Origin of the sequence: Lelliottia sp. AC1 (assembly GCF_023278595.1) — a bacterium.
GTDB lineage: Bacteria > Pseudomonadota > Gammaproteobacteria > Enterobacterales > Enterobacteriaceae > Enterobacter > Enterobacter nimipressuralis.
In genome coordinates this window covers 3347254-3366188 of the sequence record NZ_CP025699.1, presented here as the reverse complement: position 1 = coordinate 3366188, position 18935 = coordinate 3347254, and the positions used below count along the sequence as shown (strand labels likewise).

The following is an 18935-nucleotide window of genomic DNA, read 5'->3' as shown; positions in this document are numbered from 1 at the left end:
AAGATACGATGAAAGAGAATAAAAGCCGCCGTGAGTTTATCAGCCAGAGCGGCAAAATGGTCACTGCCTGTGCGCTGTTTGGCGCGACCGGCTCCGTCGCGTATGCTGCTGAGACAGCGAAGAACACCTGCGAGACGGGCAAAACGATGAACATCACCGCGAAACATTACTACCTCGACAACGTGCTGCTGGAGGCCGGATTTAACGTCGACGGTGATGTGGCAACCAGCACTCGCACCGAACTTAAAACCCTGGAGATCCAGGACGGCAAAATCGTCGCCCTGCGTGACAACAAAAGCCATGCCGACAGCGCGCTGCCCCATTACGATGCGGGAGGCAAGCTGATGCTCCCGGCGATGCGCGACATGCACATCCATCTGGACAAGACCTTCTACGGCGGCCCGTGGCGCTCGCTGAATCGCCCGGCGGGTACCACTATTCAGGACATGATCCGCCTCGAACAAAAACTGCTGCCCGAGCTGCAACCTTATACGCAGGAACGTGCGGAAAAGCTGATCGACCTGATTCAGTCCAAAGGCTCAACCATCGCCCGCAGCCACTGCAATATCGAACCGACCTCCGGCCTGACGAATCTGGAAAACCTGCAGGCGGTGCTGGCGCGGCGTAAGCCCGGTTTTGACTGCGAAATTGTTGCGTTCCCGCAGCATGGGCTGCTGCTGTCAAAATGCGAACCGCTGATGCGTGAAGCGATGCAGGCCGGGGCGCACTACGTCGGCGGGCTGGACCCGACTAACGTCGACGGCGCGATGGAAAAATCGCTCGATACCATGTTCCAGATCGCGCTGGATTATGACAAAGGGGTGGATATCCACCTGCACGAGACCAGCCCCGCAGGCGTGGCGGCAGTGAATTATATGGTGGAGACGGTCGAGAAAACCCCAGCGTTAAAGGGAAAGCTGACCATCAGCCACGGCTTTGCGCTGGCGACGCTTAACGAACAGCAAGTGGATGCCCTGGCCACGCGCATGGCGGCGCAGCAAATCACCGTCGCCTCGACCGTGCCGATTGGCACCTTACACATGCCGCTCAAACAGTTGCGCGATAAAGGCGTATTTGTGATGACGGGCACCGACAGCGTGATCGACCACTGGTCGCCGTACGGTCTGGGAGACATGCTGGAAAAAGCGAACCTGTATGCGCAGCTCTATATCCGTCCGAACGAGCAAACGCTGTCCCGCGCGTTGGGCATTGCGACCGGCAACGTACTGCCACTGAACGACAAAGGCGAACGCGTGTGGCCGAAAGCGCAGGATGCCGCGAGTTTTGTGCTGGTGGACGCCTCCTGCTCGGCAGAAGCCGTTGCGCGCATTTCCCCGCGAACCGCGACGTTCCATAACGGGAACCTGGTGTGGGGCACCGTGAGCTAACAGTGCGCCGGGTGACGGTTACGCCTTACCCGGCCAACAAAACCCAAACCCTGCGATATACTGCTACGCATATTCACCAAGAGGGATCTGCGATGGCACAAAATATCTACGACAATCCGGCGTTTTTCGAGGGCTACGCCCAGCTTCCGCGCTCGGTGCAGGGGCTGGACGGCGCACCGGAATGGCCGACGCTCAAATCCATGCTGCCCGATCTGGCCGGTAAAACGGTCATCGATCTGGGCTGCGGTTACGGCTGGTTCTGCCGCAGCGCGCGTGAACTCGGCGCGGCGCAGGTGACGGGCGTCGATATCTCCGAGAAAATGCTCGCCCGTGCCGCCGAGCTTACCGCCGATCCCGCCATCACGTATCAACGCCGCGATCTCGAGGATGTGAAACTGGAAGACAACAGTCTCGATCTGGTTTACAGCTCGCTTGCGCTGCACTATCTGCCGGAACTCGATACGCTTTTTCGACACGTTCAGCGTGCGCTCAAACCCGGCGGCAGCCTGGTCTTTTCGATGGAGCATCCGATCTACACCTGCGCTTCGCGCCAGGGCTGGCTGACGGATGACAACGGCGAGCGGTTCTGGGGAGTGAATCAGTATCAGCAGGAGGGACAGCGCGTCAGCAACTGGCTGGCGGACGGCGTGATCAAATATCACCGCACGCTTGGCACGACGCTGAATGCGCTGATTCACGCAGGTTTAAGCCTTCGCGAAGTCAACGAGTGGGGTCCAACGCAGGCGCAGATTGACGCCTTGCCCGCGCTGGCCGAAGAAGCGGAGCGACCGATGCTGGTGTTGATCGCCGCCGTTAAGCCTCAGTAACCGACTTTATAGACCCGGCCACTCTGCACGCCTTCCACGCTGCGGCGATAGGCCAGCGCGACGGTGGCGGCAGGCACGCTTTCAAAGCCGGGGAAGAATCCGTCGTAGGCTTCGGCGGATTCGGTCAGCACCGTCGGGCTAATCAGGTTGATACGAATGCCGCGCGGCAGTTCGCAGGCCGCAGCGCGCACAAACCCTTCGAGCGCCGCATTCACGGTGGTGGCGTTCACCCCCTGGGCAATTGGCTCGTGGGCGACAATTCCGCTGATCAGGGTAATGGACCCGCCTTCGTTCAGGTAGTGCTGTCCGGTAAGCGCCAGGCGCACTTGCCCCAGCAGCTTGTCCTGCAAACCCTGGTTGAAATCGCTGTCTTTCATGGTCGCCAGGGGGCCAAAATGCAGCCCGCCGCTGGCCGAGACAATCGCATCCACCGGGCCGATTTTTTCGAACAGGGCCTGCACGCTCTCCTGCGAGGTAATATCCACCTGCTCATCACCCTGCGTGCGGCCAACGCGAATGACCTCGTGTTTACGGCTAAGCTCTTCTGTCACGGCGCGGCCAACCGTACCGCTGGCACCAATAATGACAATTTTCATAGCAGACTCCTTCATGTTGTGAGCCTCCATTCTTTAATAAAACAGAATTCGGATAAACTGGGCTAAAGTTAGAGCATTACTAACCAGGGGTTTGCAATATGGATAAGCTTCGCGGCATGGAGACTTTTATCGCCGTGGTCGAAAGCGGCAGTTTTACGCTGGCGGCGAGTCGGCTGGAGATGTCGGCGGTGATGGTTGGAAAGTACATTGCCCTGCTGGAGACGCAGCTTGGCACGCGTCTGCTGGAGCGCAACACGCGCCGCCAGAGCCTGACAGACGCCGGGCGGGTGTTTTACGACGAGGCGAAACGGGTGCTGGAGCAGGTGTCGATTGCCGAAAGCGCCGTGGAGCGCCTGCGTGCAGCCCCGGCTGGCACGCTGCGCGTCAGCGCGCCGACCTCCTTTGGCGGGTGTGTCATCGCGCCGCTCACGGCGACCTTTCTTCAGGCGTGGCCGGAGGTGCGCGTCGAGCTGGATCTGACTAACCGGATGGTGGATATGGTCAACGAGGGCTTCGATCTGGCGATCCGTATCGGTGATATTCGTAACGACGATCTGGTCGCGAAATATCTCTGTCCTTACCGGATGGTGATCTGCGCAGCGCCGGACTATCTGGCGCGCCACGGCACGCCGCAAACGCCTGCCGATCTGGTCGATCATCTGTGCCTGTCGCATACGGTCTGGACCGCGCGCAACGAGTGGCGGCTGCCGGGCGTGGAAGGGGAGGTGCGCTGGAAGCGCGATGCGATCCTGCGCTGTAACGACGGATATGGATTGCGCACGGCGGCGGTTGCCGGGGCGGGTTTGTTATTACAACCGGAAGTGCTGGTGGCCGACGAGCTGGCGAGTGGACGGTTGATCCGCGTGCTGGCGCCTTTCACTCCGCAGCCGAGACCAGTGCACCTTCTCTGGCGCCAGGATTTACGTCCGTTGCCGAAACTGACACAGTTTATTGCTCACCTTGTTCAGCATGTGTCGACAATAGCCCCTCTTCCATAGAGAGGGGCAGGGCAGAATTAGAAGCGATACCCGACGCCGACGTTCCAGCCATTAATCGAGTGGCTGCCGTCGATATCGGCGTTCGTCCCTTCGTAACCGACGTTAACGGCCAGTTCGTCGGTTGGGTTAAATTGCACCCCCGCGCCGTAAGCAAAAGAGGTCGATTTTTCAGAGAGGCTGTCTTTTTGCGTATAGCCGTCGCCCGCGTTCACCCATTTGGTATCCACATCGGCTTTGGTATGTGCCACGCCGCCCAGCGCATATAACGAAACATATTCATTAATGCGATAAGCCGGACCGGCCATCAGGGAATAATATTTCACGTCGATATGATTTTTGACGGAATCAGAATCGACATAATATTTCTGGTCGTCATCGCCGCTCATATAGGTGAAAGAACCGATGACGCTGAGCGGGGAGTCCCATTCGTAACGATATTGCGCGTTAACACCGCGAATATTTTTAAAGTTCTCAACTTTGCTCTGCGCATAGCCAAGAGAAACCGTCTGGTTATCCGCAAGAGCTGCGCCGCTGGCAAGGCTTGCCGCCACGAATACCGCCAGAGATATTTTTTTCATTTTCCGTAATCCTTGTGCCGTTATTTTATAGTGGGTCACGCCGGTGTCATCCGGCAAAAATGTCATGGAAAATCCATGGCAAATGAAACGGTTAAAATTGTTGGTTTTTTTGGCAGGCGATGAAATGGGGATTAATCCTAAAGCCCGGAATATTCCTGGTGTAACCCTCCCCTATATTGGTAGGGGAGGGCGTTATTTTAATTAGGGTGCAATCCGCTGGCGCTTTTATTTCGTTAATTACATTTTCCGGTCGGGGCTTTTAAGGGGCCACATTGACCAAAATCGAGTAACACATAGCCTTTTTCCATCATGCAATTCTCAAGATGGGCGATTCGCTTGTCGTGCTGTGCCATCGTTTCGCCTCCGACAAGCTGATTACGGTTAAATGGCTGCGTGTCAGGATCAATTTTTTTGTCTAAACCACAGGCGTAAAGATCCTGTTTGCGCTGCGCCGTATTGGTATGTCCGAGCGTGCCTTTTTTCTGGATGGTCTGGACATAGGGGACGTACTGATAATTGGTCGAATCCAGATCGGCAACAACGCATCCGGTTAAGTAAAGAGGACAAAGTAAAAGTAAGCCGCGACGTAATGTCATTGTTTTAACCTCATTTGGATGCATTAAAGATAAAGTCCAGCAACTCAGGTGAAACCATTTCGGACATGGCGAAAGGCGTGGCCAGAGGAATCGCGACAACGGTCCAGGTATTTGCCGCGGTTTCCGTTAACGGGTTACGCCCGCGGGAAGTATTCCCTTCGCTGTCATAAAAACCAGGCACTTGACCGCCGATATAATCATGCGTACCGGCATAAGACTCGACGATGGTGTCACCAATATCCCCCCAGAATGTGCCCGGCTTGTATTCGCCGAAGGGAACCAATAATCCTCCGGTTCCCTGGAATCCACCCGTAGGCCCAAAGAGGCTTGCCGCTTCAGGGCTTTTTTTCAGGAAAGCATCGATGGTCGGATATTCGGCATTGCCTTTATAAATGACCCTGCCATTTTCATCACGCAGAAGCACTTTTCCCGCGTCATCAGCCGTCGAGCAGCGTTCATTGGCTGTACCACAGATCACGTCCAGACCAACCCTGACACCGCCAGCTTTAATGCCATCATAGAGACCATTGCTCTCGCCTGAAACGTTGCTGTAGGACTTTTCGGTGTCTGCTATACCCTCGAAGATCAGGGAGTTTTTGATGGTCTCTTCACGCATTTTTGTGGCGGCCAGTGCCAGCGTGCCCTGAGTGATGGCGGTATCCGGCGATCCGGCGACGATCCCCACCAGGGTTTGCAGGAAGCGTCGCTGATATTGCAGTTTATAAACTGCCGTCAGCGCCTCTTGTTGCTTCGCTTTATCGCCCGAATCTATAGCCTGTTTCAACGCAGCTTGTGCCGTTGCCTGCTGCGCGTCGAGCAGTTGCCCAATCTGATTATTCGCATTTTCTTTGAAATCACGCGTCACGCGCACCTGCAAATTCAGCTCTTTAAACACGTCGTCTTTATCGAAGTTATTCTCAAGGCGACCGGAGTTCGCCGCCGCCGTTTCGGTGGTGATGTCCGTTTTAATGCCGTCGATCGGCTGTGTTTGCCCGTCAGGGCGGGTAATTGTGACATTCTCGGTGTTGATCCCGCTACGGGTGACGGAGCTGTCGCTGCCGCTGTCATGCCCAATCCCAAAGCTCGTGCTCTTGTTGAGGGAGGCATAGCCCTGCGCCGGGACATAAGAACCATCGTCGGTGCGCACGGTTTTGCTGCTTTGCGGCGTGGCGTTATCGCCCAGCCCAAAATCGGTATTCATGCTGGTGGCTCCCCCGACGGCAAACCCGTTGCCTTCATACTCCGAGCTGTTATGAATATCGCTCCAGCTCAGCGTGCCGGTGCTGAACTGGTTATTTCCCGCCAGCTCCGCGCTCTCGCTGGAGGTGATCAGGCCACCCTTAAGGTCCGTGTGATCCTTCACGTTGATCTGATAGCCGTCGGCCCCCGCGAACACGCCGGACTGCTCCTGCACCGAGGCGTAATCGGCATTGACCTTCGACTGCCCATAATTGCCTGATGCCGCAAAGCCGAAGCCCACCGTGACCTGCCCGCCGGCATTCATCTGCTTACCGTCGTATTTCATGGTGTCCTGCAGGCTTTCGATATTCAGGTTGTCGGCGGTGATATCCACCCCTTTGCCCAGCAGCTGGCCGCCACGCAGGGTGGTGGTGCCGCCGCTGATGATCTGGGTCTGACCGTCCATATCACCGACATGGCTGTTGCGCCAGGAGACCTCATCGCCGTTGCCGTGGCCTTTGCCGACGTTCGCGCCAGCGGTGACGCCAAACGAGGCTCCGCCCTGGCCGTAGCTCACTGCCACACCGGCATTCCAGCCGCTGGACTGGTTATCGTCCCGCTCGTGGCGCTCCTGTTTTGCCGCCACAATATTAACGTCGTTGTCGGCAAAGAGGGTGGTGCCCTGTTTGCCGCTGACATCGGAGCCAACGATATTGATATTCGACTGTTCGCCGCCGGTTGCCACCACCACCGCCTGTTTACCGGCGTTAACGGTGCTTGCCAGCGCGCTGGTGCTGTTGATCTCTTCCGTATTGGTCTGCTTGCTTTGGCCATAGGTGAGCGACACGCTCACGTTCTGCGCCACGGCCTGCGCGCCGTTCGCCATTAGCCCCTGCGCGGTGTTCATCATCGCGCTGGCAGCACGGGCGCTGTCCCATGCCGCGTTGGCGGCAGCCAGCATGTTGATGCGGTCGTCATTGCTTTTGCCCACGTCCTGCGCGGTTTCCAGCGCGCCGCGAGCCGCCATCACCACCGGTACGTTAACGGCCAGGGTAAAGCCTTTTTGCTCGACGGTCCGTTTGTACTGCGACGCATAGGTGTCCTGCGCCGCCTCGATGGTGACGTTTTTCCCCTGAATCGCGACGTTGCCGTTAGGGGAGGAGACCGAACTGCCGGTCTGACGGTAGTCGTTGCCTGCCAGCATCACCGTATCGCCCTGCAGACTGCCCACCATCGCCCCCTGGCCCGCCAGCGCCTGGCTGGCCTGATCTGTAGTCTCTTTATGGGAGCCGACGGTAAAGCCAATCCCACCGGAGCTTAACAGCCCCGATTTTTTCTCCTGCCTGAGATGCGTCTGGTCATTGCGTCCGCCCATGCTGGTGAGGGTCAGATCGTTACCGGCTTTTAGCGCAACGTTTCCGCTGCCGACGACGCTACTTCCCGCGACCGTCAGGTCATTTCCGGCGATGACTTGCACGGTATTGGCGCTCAGTTCGCTGCCCTGAACGGTCTGTTTGTCCACCGTGTCGCGAGTCGTGGTGGTGGTTTTCGACATCCAGCCGTTGCCGCCCACCACTTTATGCCGCTCGTCGAGCTGGCTTTCGTTGAGCACGCCTTCGATGTTGATATCGCGTGATGCACCGAGCGCCAGCGCCCCGTCGGATTTAACCGAGGCTCCGCGCGCGTTGATGTCATTTCCCGCCACCAGCGTCACGCCGCCGGTACCGCTGATGCTGCTACCGGTCTGATCGACGCTGCGCTGGTTGAGGGTATTGTCCGCATCCCAGATCAGGCTATCGCTGCGGGCGGTGGTGACCGTGTTGAGATTCAGATCCCGCCCGGCAACCAGCTGTGCTTTGCCGTTCTCGCCGCTGGCGATCACCTGCGCGCCTGTCAGGGTAATATCGCGCCCGGACTGCAGCGCCAGTTTGCCGTCATCGTCCTGAACGTAGATGCCGGATACGCTGTCGATGGTGGTGCGGGTAAAGCGGTTTTCGCCGTTAACACTCTCTGCGCTGTTCACGGTACTGGTGACGTTGATATCCCGGCCCGCCGTGGCCTGCAGGCTGCTGCCGCCCACGATGGCCCCGCCAATATTATTGATATCCGTACGGGCGTTGAGGTTAACGTCTGCCGCCTGCAGGGTGCCGGTCTGGTTGGTGATGTTATTCGCATCGAGCTGAAGCACTTTGCGTCCGGCAATGGTACCGCTGTTAAAGAGATCGCCATTGAGCTTCATCGATACGTTGTTCCCGGCAATCAGCGCGCCAGATCCGTCAATATCGCCCTGTTTCACTTTGGCGTAGACCTGCGGCACCAGCACGTTTTGCATCGAGCCGTCCGGCATTTTCACCCGGGTATTCACCAGCCAGACGATATCGCCCGTGAGGAGCGCCATCTGTTCTGGCGTCAGCGCCACGCCGAGCTTCAGCGAGTACTGTTTCCCGAAGGTGATCCCTTTATCCATCAGGGATTTAAATTGCTCTTCGTCGTTGCTAAACCCGTCCAGATAGCGCTGGCCGGTGATGCCAATCACCTGTTCGCGCACCAGACGCTGCTCGTAATACCCATCGCCCAGGCGCTTCAGGGTGTTATCGCTGTCGCCGGTTAAGGCGTTTTGCATATAGTCGCTGCCGAGCCACTGCTTTTCGTTAGTGAAGCGCGAGTCTGTTTCCACCAGATAAGGCACGTCCGATGACGGATTGACCTTAAACAGGCTGTTATCCGGCAGGGTGGTGTTTGGACCGATAATGCGAATGGCACCGTCGGCTGGCGTCACTTCAAACTGCTGACCCGCCGGTGGCGTGACCGGCTCGCCGGGCGACACGGTCTGCTGCGGCGACGCGCTGACGCCTCCCGCCTGGCCGATCGCCGTATCCGTGCCCTGCAATACCAGCGGCGTGATGCTCAGGTTACTGCCCTCGACGCTGCCGTTACTCACCAGTTGGCCAGGCTTTAAGGCAATGCTCTGGATCGCGGTTGGCGGGGTGTAGAGAGTGCTGCGACGCCCCTGTTCGTCGTCACCTTTGTGGCGGATGCGGTAGTAATGCGTCACGTAACCCGCGTCGGTGGTGTGCCGTTCGCCCGCGACATCGTCGTTAAGTACCGTGCCCATGGCGTCGGTCGAGAGTGTTCCGCCTGCAACGACCTGGCTCTTATCGTTAAACAGCCGATCGCCCGTCAGCGTCATGTTGCCGCCCGAGAGAATTTTCGCCGGATCGCTCTGCTTGATGCGGGTCTCTTCGATAGTGCGGGTGTAGTTATACTCGTTGAAATCGTCGTGCCCGTGGCCGCTCAGCTCCGGCGTATTGAGGTTGCGCAAGCCGTCTGAGGAGTTGCCATCTATCCAGACACCCTCATCGCCGGCTTTCCAGCGGTTGGTGGAGCCTGAGTGCTGGTACTCGGTTAACGGCTCCTGAGAAACCAGCACGATCTCGGTCGCGAAATCGTCATTGATGTTGTTAATCTGCCCGGCGGCGAGCGACATATCCCCGGCAGACTCAATGGTGGCGCTGTGGTTATTGATTGCCGCCGCGCGTCCGATCGCGGCGCCGCTCTCGTCCAGCGCGCCGCCGACCCACAGGGTGCCTGCGCTGTAGATCAGGCCGTGCGCCTGGTTGTTGAGGGTCTGCACGCCGAGGTCCACGCGCTCGCGTCCGGCAAGCGTTGCCGCCGTACCGTTTTCCGCCAGATTGTTAAAGGTGATGGCGTTAACGCCCACCGCATCGCCATAGAGACGCCCGGTGCCGATATTATTCAGCGTTTCGGCATTAATACGGGTGTGAATGCCATCGATCAGGCCGTAGTTCACCAGCGTGCCGGTGGTGGTCAGGGTATTGGTACCGGCGTTGATTTCACCGCTGGCGCTATTGGTGAGACTGGCGCTCTGCACGTTGAGCGCGCTGCCCGCCAGCAGTTTCCCGCTGTTGATCACAGCGCCCGGAGTCGTGAAGGTGAGATTGCCGTTAGCGATGACCGCGCCGCTGTTGTTCAGGCCGTTTTCGCTGCTCAGATCCATATTCTCGAGCGAGAGTAACTGGCCGCTGCCGTCGATAGTTTGCGCATGCAGATTCAGCGTCTGACCCGCTTTCGCCGTTCCCCCCTGGTTGATGAGGTTCAGCCCGCTACCGGCAATATCCAGCAAGCCGGATGACGCCAGCGCGCCGGAACTGTTGTCCAGCGTACCGGTATTGCGAATGGTCAGGGTCGTGTCGGCCAGCAGGCTGCCGTTCTGGTTGGCGATCGCGTCGGTGTTCAGCGTCACCTGTTGGCCTTCAAGGCCCTGGTTTTCAGCCAGCGTGTTCTGATTGACGAAGGTGATCGCATTTAGCGTCACGCTCTGCCCGCCGCGAATCAAACCGGAGACGTTATCCACCACGCCGCGCGCGCTGTCGATCAGCAGATCGCCCACCGACTGGATCTGCCCGCCGCTGTTTTGCAGGTTATCCGAGTGCAGCGCAGTGGTGGATTCGCCAATCACGCGCCCGCCGCTGCGGTTGTCCATCTGGAGGGTGGCGATGTCTGCCGCACCTTTCGCCGCCAGCGTACCCGCCTGGTTATCGAGCGTACTGGCGGAGAGATCCAGCGATCCCAGGCTGTTGAGCGTCCCGCTGTTATTACTCAGGCTGGCCGTGGTGATCTGAACGCCATCGCCCTGCAGCAGTCCGGCCTGATTGAGTAACTGGCTGGCAGGGGCGAGCGTCAGGCTTTCACCTGCCGCCAGCTGCCCGCCAGCGTTGTTGAGCGTTTCGCCGCTGAAGGCGAGGCTTTTCCCGGCGAAAGTCTCGCCGTGGCTGTTATCCAGCACTCCTCCATTGAGCGTCATCGCATCGACGGCTTTTATCGCACCGCCCTGATTCATAAGCGTGTTAAAGCGGGCGGTGACACTCTGGTTAGAGCCGATCTGACCAGAGCGGTTATCCATGTCACTGCCGTCCAGCATTAAGGCACCCTGACTGGCGAGAAAACCGTTCTGATTATCCAGCGCGCCGCTGGTGACGCTGAGCGCGCCGTGGGAGAGCAGGGCGCCGGACTGATTGTTCAGGCTGCCGTTGTTCAGCGCGATTGTCGCGCCATCGGCCACAATCACCCCCTGCTGGTTATCGACTCCGGCGGCGTCGATGTGCTGGCTTTTCGCCGCTTCGATGCGCCCTCCGGCGTTGTGAAGCGTCTGCGCGCTGTGGATCTCACCGTCGCCTGCGGCGGCGGAGATAAGCCCCCGCTCGTTATTCAGGGAGCCGGTATCGATGCGGGTTTTCCCCGCTACAGCAACGACCTGGCCGCCCGTGTTGTTCAGCGATTGCGCGTGCAGAGACACACCCTGCGTCGCGGCGATCTGCCCCTGCTGGTTATCGATCTCGCCCTTGAGATCCATCGCCAGCGCGTTTTTCCCGCTCTGAATCACTTTTCCCTGTTGGTTGGAGAGGTCATGCGCACTGAGAGTAACCGTCTCGGCGCTGAGGGAACCGCCGCTGTTGTTAAGGCGTTTTCCGGCCCGGGCTGTGAGTTCGTTGGCACTGACCTGCGCGCTGGCGGTGGTGAGATCGCCTGCGCGGCCGTCGAGCAACACCCGTTTGCCCTGGGTCTGGCTGCCGCTGATATCCACCCCCTGACCTGTTACGCTGATATCGCCGCCTGCCAGCGTCTGGCCGTGGGCGTTCAGTTGACCGTTGCTGCTCAGGGTTAAATTCCCTGCGCTTGCCAGTTTGCCGTCGTTTTTCACCCCGGCGGCCAGCACGCTGTTTTTCTCACTGGTGAGCGTAGCGGCTTTCACCTGAGCGTTATTTCCCGCCGTGAGCGCGCCCCGGTTAGCGAATTCGCCGGCGGTTTGCACCGCCACGTTTTCACTGCCCCGAATGACGCCGCTGTTTTCGATGCGCCCGTCGGCGGTGAGGGTCACGCTACCGGCCTGGGCACCCATCGCCCCGGCGTTACGCACGCCGACCCCTTTTTCCGTCCCGACCATGCGGATTTTACCGGCATACATTCCGCCGAGACTGGCGACATCCACCGCCAGCTGCGGTCGCGTGGCGATGTCATCGGCGCCTTTTTCAATGCGTTCATGCGCGGCATCGACGTTGTTGCGCCCGGTGGTAACTTTCAGATCCTTGGCCCACAGCCCGGCATTCACTTTGACCGAGCGGGCGATGATATCGGTGTAATCCGCGCCGGAGGTGTCCATCCCGGCACCGTCCACCACCACTTCACCGCGTTCCACGTTATACCCGGTAAGATTGCCGTTGGTCATCTGCGCCTGGCCGGTGGTGAGCGTCGCGCGGTTGGCGTTGATAAACCCGCACCCGCTACAGGTAATACCTGACGGGTTGGCGATCACCACCTGCGCTTTTTTCCCCGCGACTTCAATCATGCCGTTCAGTTTGCTCGGGTCGCGGGAGCTGACTTCGTTCAGAATTACTTTCGCTTCGCCCTTGGCGAGCCACGGGTTGCCCGACACCATGCCGCCCAGCTGCGTCTGGGTATTTTTATGCGAGTTATTGAGGATTGCGCCTTTCTGGCTGACGTCAAACTGGGTGTAGTTATTGCGCGACACCCCGGCTTTGGAAGGGGTCTGGATATTCACCTGCGGCGTGCCGTTGGCGCTGGTGATCACTGTCGGCTGCTGGTTTTTTGGCGCCCCCGCGTTGGCCACAATATTGGCCTGCGCCGTCTGTATCGCACCCATTGCCAGCCAGAGACTCAGGCTCATGGCACTGATTTTACCGATAAGCTGGCTGTGGGTATGGCCGATCCCGGCGGCCCGCGTGGTCCCGGCGCGACCCGAACGGGCAATATCCGCCACCACCATCAGCATGCCGCGCGCTTTATTGAAGACGATACGATACAGATTCTTATTCATGGGTCGTTCCTTTAAACGCTTGCGGCAGCGGGGCGGCGAGCGGGTGGTTCAGTTGCCAGCGTTGTGCGGCTTCTCGGGTGACGTGTTTGCCGTGGAACATCACGACGCGCTTGCCGCGCTCGGCACCACGGTGATACAGCGCCCGCCAGCAGTGTTCGGCAAAGAGGTCGTGGCGAATCAAGGTTTGCATGGCGCGGGTGTGACCGAAGGGGGCAATCCAGTCGCAAAACCAGATGCGGTCGCCGCTATCCCAGTCCTCTTCTTTCATCTCTATGGACGGACGCGTGAGGAAGCGGGCTTCTGCCTCTTCGTTCAGCCACGCCCAGCTGAGAAAGAACACCGGGCGTTCGTTCTCCACCACCAGCACGTACTGCTGGCGTTTGATGATGGGCAGCAGGAGCGTCGGCAGGGCATGCAGCGGCGCATCCCGGTGCATGGGCGAGTGCATCCACAGCCAGACGGTGGCCCCCAACACTTCGGCTTCGTTTTGTTCGCCCCCGAGGAGCAGCGGGGCTTTGATATCCAGATTGCCTATGCGCATTACCAGCTCCAGTTGAGGTTGAACCCCAGGGTGAGGGAACTGGTGTGGAACCCGTCAGGTTTTGAGAATGGCGTGCCTGCAAACAGGTCATAGCCGGTGTTGAAAGCGCTTCCGCGCAGACCCACAACACCCCCGGCCAGATGCTTGCCGATCAACGGGTCTGAGCTGTAGCCGCCGACTTCACCGTAGTCGGCACCCAGGTAAAGCTCCTGATTGGGCAGCGGCGTGCTCCAGCCCAGATCGTTACGCACATACCAGCCGTGGCTGGCGTTTAGGGTGCGCTCACCGTCAAAGCCGCGCACCGTCCAGCGGTTGCCGATGGCAAATTGATCCTGCGGTGTCAGCGGTGTGTTGCTTATCTGGCGCAGGTACTGAACGTTGTAACGGAACTGCTGCGTGCCAATTTCAAACGGTAAATCGAGCTGAGCGTTGAGCTGGAGGATTTTGCTGAGCGCCGTGGCCTCGCCAAACGCCTCCTCGGGTGCCGGCTGAGCGCCGAACCAGCGGGTGCCGCGCTGATAGCTCACCCCCGCATCCACGCTGGCCTGGCCGATATAGTGGCGGTGCTGTAACCCCAGACGCCAGCCCGCCGTCTGCCTGCGCTGGACGCCCACTTCCGTGTCATCCACATAGTTGCGCGTTTCTCGCGCCAGCACGTCCGCCGTCAGGGTCGTTTTCTGTGAACCGCTGCGGTGCAGCACGCGGCTGAGCTGGATGTCCAGGTTTTTGCTTTTACCGCTGTAGCGGTAATCCTGATTCTGGCCTGCAACGGTCTGGTGATAATCGTAATCACTGCCGGTCACGCCCAGCGTCCAGTAGCCAAACGGCACAGAATAGTGGCCGGTGTAGTTCTTGCTGCCTTTGCCGCCGTGATCGTTGAGGTCGTGGCTGGCAGAGACGTACAGCAGATCGCTAAGTGAGAAAGGATTGTCCAGCGACAGCGTCACGCCGCCCTGATAGCGCCCGGTGGTCTCGGTGCCCGCGTCATCCAATGACAAGCCCAGCCGCCACATTTTTAACTGCTTGCGGGTGATCACCACGTCGCTTTCGCCGGGCTGTTCGCCGGGAACAATTTCCATGCTGGCTTCAACGGTCGGCAAGCGCTGAAGGTTCTCCAGCCCCTGTTCGATATCGCGCAGATCCAGCAGGTTACCCTCGTGCGCCGGGAAGCTGCTGTAGAGCTGAATATAATCGTCGCTGTCCTCTGTGAGCCGGACGTGGCGGATATAGCCCGGCACAATCGCCAGCTTCAGCGTGCCGCTCTTAAGATCCTGAGTGGGCGCCAGCACGCGGGTGGTGATCCAGCCGTGGTCGACGAGGCGGTTTTGCATCGTGCTCATGAGCAGGTTGATGCCTTTTCCGCCCAGACAACGGCCCTGCGCCTGGTCGGCAATGCGCTGCAGCGGTAGCCAGCGGGGAAGCGCGTCCTGCCCGGTGAGGGTCACATTGCGAATGGGAAAGCAGGGCGTTTCGACAGGAAAGGCGATTTTGCCAAAGCTGGATGACGGCTCGGAGAGACGCACATCGGGCACGGGCGGGGTGAGTTGCTGTTCCAGCGCTTTCTGGCGTTGCTGCTGAATAATAAATTGATTATCCGGCTCGGCGGCGTGAGCAGGAAGCAGGAAAGACAACCCTGCGGCGGTTGATATTATTATGGCGAATTGGGATCGGGCTATCATCGGACATTCCGTGCTGTGTAAGCAAAATGGATGCAATGTGAATTTGTGTAAGATTGTTTAAATATTGAAGAGTGAATAAAAGGGGGATTAATCCTAAAGGACGGGATATATCGGTGTGCGTTATCCCTAATTCTGGTAGGTGAGTCTGCGCGCGGGAATAAAAATGATTGAGAGGTACGATATCGCTATATACCCCTTGTCACATTAAGTGAAATAAATCCCTTTATTCTGAATGCCTGCAACACACATAGCGGGCAGGGGAAAGAGATAAATGTACGCTGCCCTCCCGACACGGCGGATCTGACTTACTATTAAGGCAGATTTCCATGCGTTCTTCCGGCATAGAAGACGAGGATTGCAGAGTATTATCATTAATACTCAATGGCCTATAAAAGGCAGGCGAAACGGTTGAGGTGATAAATGTCGAGTCTGAAAGATGAACAAGAGGCATTACCTGGCGTGAAGGAAAATCGTTTTGCCCTCACCCTGGAGGCGCGATTTCGCCAGGTGGGCTTTGCGGTTTTATTACTTATTTTACTGCTGGCGCTGGGCGGTTTCTTTTCTACGGGATATTTCAGTTCGGCAGAAAAAACAAATAATAACCAGACATTACACCTTTATTACGAGCGTTTTGGGCGGCTGCAAACAGAATTTAAACTCAGGGCAACAGTCCCCCCATCAAATACCGGACACTATATTTTTCGTTTCGACGGCGATGTCAGGGATAATTTCCAGCCCGGCACCCTCTCGCCCCAGCCCGATCGGATGTACAGCCAGGGAAAAGCCCTCGTCCTGGTTTACAACACAATCAAAAGTGAGCGTGATTTCTCTGTGACCCTGTACCTCACACCCACGACGCCCGGAAAAGCGGTGAACCGGATAACCGTTAACGATGAGCCGGAAATCGCTTTCTGGCAGTTTATTTATCCCTAGGAGCGCAATATGGAGATGGTCTTTCGGGCACTGGCGATCTACCTGATTTTGCTGGTGGTGTTTAAAGTGGCGGGGCGTCGGGCGTTATTGCAGATGACCAGCTTTGATCTGATCTTATTGCTGATTATTAGCGAAGCCACACAGCAGGCGCTGCTGGGGAATGATTTTTCGGTGACCGGGGCGATGATCACCATCGTGACGCTGGTGGTGGTGGATATTCTCTTTGGCCTGATGAAGAAAACCTTTGCCGGGGCGGAGGACGTGCTCGATGGCTCTCCGGTGATCCTGGTGGAAAATGGGATGCCCCTTACGGACAAGCTGCGGAAAGTGGATGTCTCCTGCGATGATATTCTGGTCGCAGCGCGGCAGAACCAGGGCATCACCGAGTTCAGCAAAATCAAATACGCCATTCTGGAGCGCAACGGTCACATTTCAATCATTCCGCAAGAGCGTGATTAATCCGGGCAAAAAAGCAGTAAATGTGATGATCACTGCCCCGCAGATGTGTTACTAACACCATGTAGTCACTAAAAAAACAGAAAAACAGGGTATCGACAGTATGTCTAAAAACAAACTCGCCAGCAGCGTGCAGAGCCTGCAATCCTCCGCCATCCGTGAATTATTAAAGCACAGCAAAATGCCGGGTGTGATCTCCCTCGGCGGCGGCATTCCCAATCCCGATCTTTTCGATCACGAAGGGTTACAGATTGCGGCAGATGCCGTGTTGTCCCGCCATTTTGGTGAAGCATTCCAGTACGGTCTGAGCGAAGGCTATCCGGGACTGCGCGACGCGATCGGGCAGATCTGCGCCGACCGTGGAATCGCCTGCCAGGCCGATGACGTGGTGGTCACCTCCGGCTCCCAGCAGTCGCTGGATATTCTGGCCCGCGCGCTGATCAATCCCGGCGATACCGTGGTCGTGGAGCGTCCGACCTATCTCGCCGCGCTGCAGGTCTTTAGTCTGGCGCAGGCTCAACTTGAATCTGTCGGCACCGATGGGGAAGGGATGAAAGTCGATGAACTGGAAGCCCTGGTCAGCCGCAAAACCATCAAAGCCGTCTACATCGTGCCGACGTTTGGCAACCCAGGCGGCGTGACGCTCTCCGAAAACCGCCGCAAACAGCTGGTCGAGCTATCAAAACGCTATGATTTCGTGATTATCGAAGACGACCCCTACAGTGAAATCAACTACACCTCTGACGTGTTCCGCCCGCTGATGGCCCATGCCAAAGCGATAGGCAACGAAGATAACGTCGTCTATACCTCGACGTTCTCCAAAATCCTCGCACCCGGCACGCGCGTCGGCTGGCTGGTGGTGCCTGAATGGCTGAAACGGGCGGTGGTGAATCTCAAGCAAACCACTGATTTGCATACCAGCACCTTATCGCAGCTGATGACTTACGAATATCTGCAAACCGGGCGTCTGGCCGGGCAGATTGCGCTGATTCGCGATGCCTATCGCCAGAAATATCAGACCTTTGCGACTGAGCTGGAAAAAGAGCTGGGTGATGTGCTGACCTTCCATAAACCGAAGGGCGGGATGTTCCTGTGGGCGAAATTCAACAACGGTCTTAATACTACCGAATGGCTGGCGAAGACGCTGGCGAACGGCGTGGTGTTCGTACCCGGTGAGTTCTTCTACTGCAGCGAACCCGACCGCGCGACGCTGCGCATGTCGTTTGTCACGGCCACGGATGAGCAGCTGAAAGAGGCGGTTCGTCGCCTGAAAATTTCGCTCTGAACAGCCTTACGCATGATGGCGTCGCCGCTGTCATGCGTAATAATTACCCGGTGCGAAATATCACTGACGGTAAAACCCATGACTGAATTCCTCACCGGTGTGGTTACCCATACGCCCGTATGGGTGTGGGTGCTGTTTGTCTTTCTCATCACTCGCGGCATCAAAGCACGCAAACCCGCCATCGTGACGCTGGAAAAGCTCGCGATTATCCCCGCCATTTTTCTTTTCTGGGATATCTACGATCTGGTGGTGTTCCGCAAACTCACCGTCGCCAGCAGCGCCCTGTGGATCGCCGGTTTGCTGGCAGGTGCAGCGCTGGGCTATTTGCTCATCAAACAGACGGCAGTAACGCGCGCGGAACCTCCGCGCAGTCTGTACCGGCAGGCCGACTACTCGGCGCTGCCGCTGATGATGCTGGCGTTTGGCGTCAAATATGTGCTCGGGGTGATGACTGCCGTTTCCCCCGCCACGCTGCAGCAGCCTGGAATGAGCGCATTTGCGATTATCTCCGGGGGCGTTTTTGCGGGCGTGTTTGTCGGAAAATTTACCCGCTATGTGCGCGTGTATCGCTTCGCTTCACAGCAGCAAGTGAGTTAACTACGACGTCGCGCTGGCAAGGGATTTGTCGGCGTGGTCGCCCTTTATCACTCGGGTCACTTCATCTATTCGCCAGATTTTCCCCTCGCGCAGGCGGGCAAACAGGTACACCTCAATTTCTGACATTTGTCCGTCCGTTTTGCTTACGGTGACGATATGGCGGTCTGCCAGCAGATGCGGCGTGCAGCATGCCTGCTCGACCCTGAAGGTGATCCCGTTAGTTTGCGTGCGGACATGATCTAAGTGCCGGACAAATTCAGCGAAATTGAGCGCGTTACCGTCCGTATGCTGCTGGTAGTCATTCGAGAAAATCTCTGCCGGAGCCAGCGTTCCCGCGAAAAGATCGGTTAACAGCCGTTGGGTGAGGGCGCGGCAGGACGATTCGTCAGAGGCAGCCTGCAGGTCAGTGATGAGGGACATTGTTGT

The 18935-nt window shown here is 57.9% G+C and carries 14 protein-coding genes; 7 read left to right on the top strand and 7 right to left on the bottom strand.

The features are described from left to right. Nucleotides 1-8 precede the first annotated feature (8 nt). Both C0560_RS15950 and C0560_RS15945 read left to right on the top strand, forming a co-directional pair. Nucleotides 9-1388, top strand: a complete 1380-nt coding sequence (locus C0560_RS15950) for an amidohydrolase family protein (protein WP_248859045.1) — start codon at nucleotides 9-11, stop codon at nucleotides 1386-1388. A 92-nt stretch (nucleotides 1389-1480) separates the two neighbouring features. Continuing rightward, on the top strand, nucleotides 1481-2215 hold the full coding sequence (locus C0560_RS15945; protein ID WP_248859044.1) for a bifunctional 2-polyprenyl-6-hydroxyphenol methylase/3-demethylubiquinol 3-O-methyltransferase UbiG: 735 nt from the start codon (nucleotides 1481-1483) through the stop codon (nucleotides 2213-2215). Here the strand turns inward: C0560_RS15945 and C0560_RS15940 are convergent. Further along, complete coding sequence (locus C0560_RS15940) at nucleotides 2209-2826, bottom strand: short chain dehydrogenase (RefSeq protein ID WP_123428767.1); 618 nt, start codon at nucleotides 2824-2826, stop codon at nucleotides 2209-2211. The two genes, C0560_RS15945 and C0560_RS15940, sit on opposite strands and share 7 nt — an antisense overlap. A gap of 83 nt (nucleotides 2827-2909) precedes the next feature. On the opposite strand from C0560_RS15940, the gene C0560_RS15935 reads away from it, so the two are divergent. Continuing rightward, nucleotides 2910-3809, top strand: coding sequence for a LysR family transcriptional regulator (locus tag C0560_RS15935; RefSeq protein ID WP_100779212.1), 900 nt, complete (start codon nucleotides 2910-2912; stop codon nucleotides 3807-3809). A 17-nt stretch (nucleotides 3810-3826) separates the two neighbouring features. Here the strand turns inward: C0560_RS15935 and C0560_RS15930 are convergent, their stop codons facing one another. From C0560_RS15930 to C0560_RS15910, 5 genes are all read right to left on the bottom strand, one after another. Then, complete coding sequence (locus C0560_RS15930; RefSeq protein ID WP_107702982.1) at nucleotides 3827-4387, bottom strand: Ail/Lom family outer membrane beta-barrel protein; 561 nt, start codon at nucleotides 4385-4387, stop codon at nucleotides 3827-3829. 233 nt (nucleotides 4388-4620) lie between these two features. After that, a complete protein-coding gene (locus C0560_RS15925) occupies nucleotides 4621-4983 on the bottom strand; it encodes a hypothetical protein (protein ID WP_102105397.1) in 363 nt (120 codons plus the stop codon). A 10-nt stretch (nucleotides 4984-4993) separates the two neighbouring features. Beyond that, a complete protein-coding gene (locus C0560_RS15920) occupies nucleotides 4994-13018 on the bottom strand; it encodes a hemagglutinin repeat-containing protein (protein ID WP_248859042.1) in 8025 nt (2674 codons plus the stop codon). After that, on the bottom strand, nucleotides 13011-13559 hold the full coding sequence (locus C0560_RS15915) for a toxin-activating lysine-acyltransferase (protein ID WP_100779216.1): 549 nt from the start codon (nucleotides 13557-13559) through the stop codon (nucleotides 13011-13013). Before C0560_RS15915 ends, C0560_RS15920 begins: the two co-directional genes overlap by 8 nt. Continuing rightward, nucleotides 13559-15238, bottom strand: coding sequence for a ShlB/FhaC/HecB family hemolysin secretion/activation protein (locus C0560_RS15910; RefSeq protein WP_248859041.1), 1680 nt, complete (start codon nucleotides 15236-15238; stop codon nucleotides 13559-13561). Before C0560_RS15910 ends, C0560_RS15915 begins: the two co-directional genes overlap by 1 nt. A gap of 420 nt (nucleotides 15239-15658) precedes the next feature. Between C0560_RS15910 and C0560_RS15905 the strand changes: the two genes are divergently transcribed. The 4 genes from C0560_RS15905 (at nucleotide 15659) to C0560_RS15890 (ending at nucleotide 18509) form a co-directional block, all read left to right on the top strand. After that, the gene (locus C0560_RS15905) at nucleotides 15659-16171 is read left to right on the top strand and encodes a hypothetical protein (protein WP_248859039.1); all 513 of its coding nucleotides are present in this window, start codon (nucleotides 15659-15661) and stop codon (nucleotides 16169-16171) included. Nucleotides 16172-16180: 9 nt separating this feature from the next. Beyond that, nucleotides 16181-16630: a DUF421 domain-containing protein gene (locus C0560_RS15900; RefSeq protein ID WP_102105394.1), complete on the top strand. Its 450-nt coding sequence runs from the start codon at nucleotides 16181-16183 to the stop codon at nucleotides 16628-16630. A gap of 100 nt (nucleotides 16631-16730) precedes the next feature. Beyond that, nucleotides 16731-17912 carry a PLP-dependent aminotransferase family protein gene (locus C0560_RS15895; protein ID WP_248859037.1) on the top strand — a complete coding sequence of 394 codons (1182 nt, stop codon included), beginning with the start codon at nucleotides 16731-16733 and terminating at the stop codon, nucleotides 17910-17912. Between the two features lie 78 nt (nucleotides 17913-17990). After that, a complete protein-coding gene (locus C0560_RS15890; protein ID WP_181826735.1) occupies nucleotides 17991-18509 on the top strand; it encodes a DUF6622 family protein in 519 nt (172 codons plus the stop codon). Here C0560_RS15890 and C0560_RS15885 read toward each other — a convergent pair whose 3' ends face one another. Next, nucleotides 18510-18929, bottom strand: coding sequence for a nuclear transport factor 2 family protein (locus C0560_RS15885; RefSeq protein ID WP_248859035.1), 420 nt, complete (start codon nucleotides 18927-18929; stop codon nucleotides 18510-18512). Between the last annotated feature and the right edge of the window lie 6 nt (nucleotides 18930-18935).

What these genes read in the sequence shown, in the direction of transcription:
- C0560_RS15905 (WP_248859039.1), top strand. Translation starts at nt 15,659, where the DNA reads ATGTCGAGTCTGAAAGATGAACAAGAGGCATTACCTGGCGTGAAGGAA.
- C0560_RS15930 (WP_107702982.1), bottom strand. Translation starts at nt 4,387, where the DNA reads ATGAAAAAAATATCTCTGGCGGTATTCGTGGCGGCAAGCCTTGCCAGC.
- C0560_RS15950 (WP_248859045.1), top strand. Translation starts at nt 9, where the DNA reads ATGAAAGAGAATAAAAGCCGCCGTGAGTTTATCAGCCAGAGCGGCAAA.
- C0560_RS15900 (WP_102105394.1), top strand. Translation starts at nt 16,181, where the DNA reads ATGGAGATGGTCTTTCGGGCACTGGCGATCTACCTGATTTTGCTGGTG.
- C0560_RS15895 (WP_248859037.1), top strand. Translation starts at nt 16,731, where the DNA reads ATGTCTAAAAACAAACTCGCCAGCAGCGTGCAGAGCCTGCAATCCTCC.
- C0560_RS15925 (WP_102105397.1), bottom strand. Translation starts at nt 4,983, where the DNA reads ATGACATTACGTCGCGGCTTACTTTTACTTTGTCCTCTTTACTTAACC.
- C0560_RS15940 (WP_123428767.1), bottom strand. Translation starts at nt 2,826, where the DNA reads ATGAAGGAGTCTGCTATGAAAATTGTCATTATTGGTGCCAGCGGTACG.
- C0560_RS15910 (WP_248859041.1), bottom strand. Translation starts at nt 15,238, where the DNA reads ATGATAGCCCGATCCCAATTCGCCATAATAATATCAACCGCCGCAGGG.
- C0560_RS15890 (WP_181826735.1), top strand. Translation starts at nt 17,991, where the DNA reads ATGACTGAATTCCTCACCGGTGTGGTTACCCATACGCCCGTATGGGTG.
- C0560_RS15920 (WP_248859042.1), bottom strand. Translation starts at nt 13,018, where the DNA reads ATGAATAAGAATCTGTATCGTATCGTCTTCAATAAAGCGCGCGGCATG.
- C0560_RS15945 (WP_248859044.1), top strand. Translation starts at nt 1,481, where the DNA reads ATGGCACAAAATATCTACGACAATCCGGCGTTTTTCGAGGGCTACGCC.
- C0560_RS15915 (WP_100779216.1), bottom strand. Translation starts at nt 13,559, where the DNA reads ATGCGCATAGGCAATCTGGATATCAAAGCCCCGCTGCTCCTCGGGGGC.
- C0560_RS15935 (WP_100779212.1), top strand. Translation starts at nt 2,910, where the DNA reads ATGGATAAGCTTCGCGGCATGGAGACTTTTATCGCCGTGGTCGAAAGC.
- C0560_RS15885 (WP_248859035.1), bottom strand. Translation starts at nt 18,929, where the DNA reads ATGTCCCTCATCACTGACCTGCAGGCTGCCTCTGACGAATCGTCCTGC.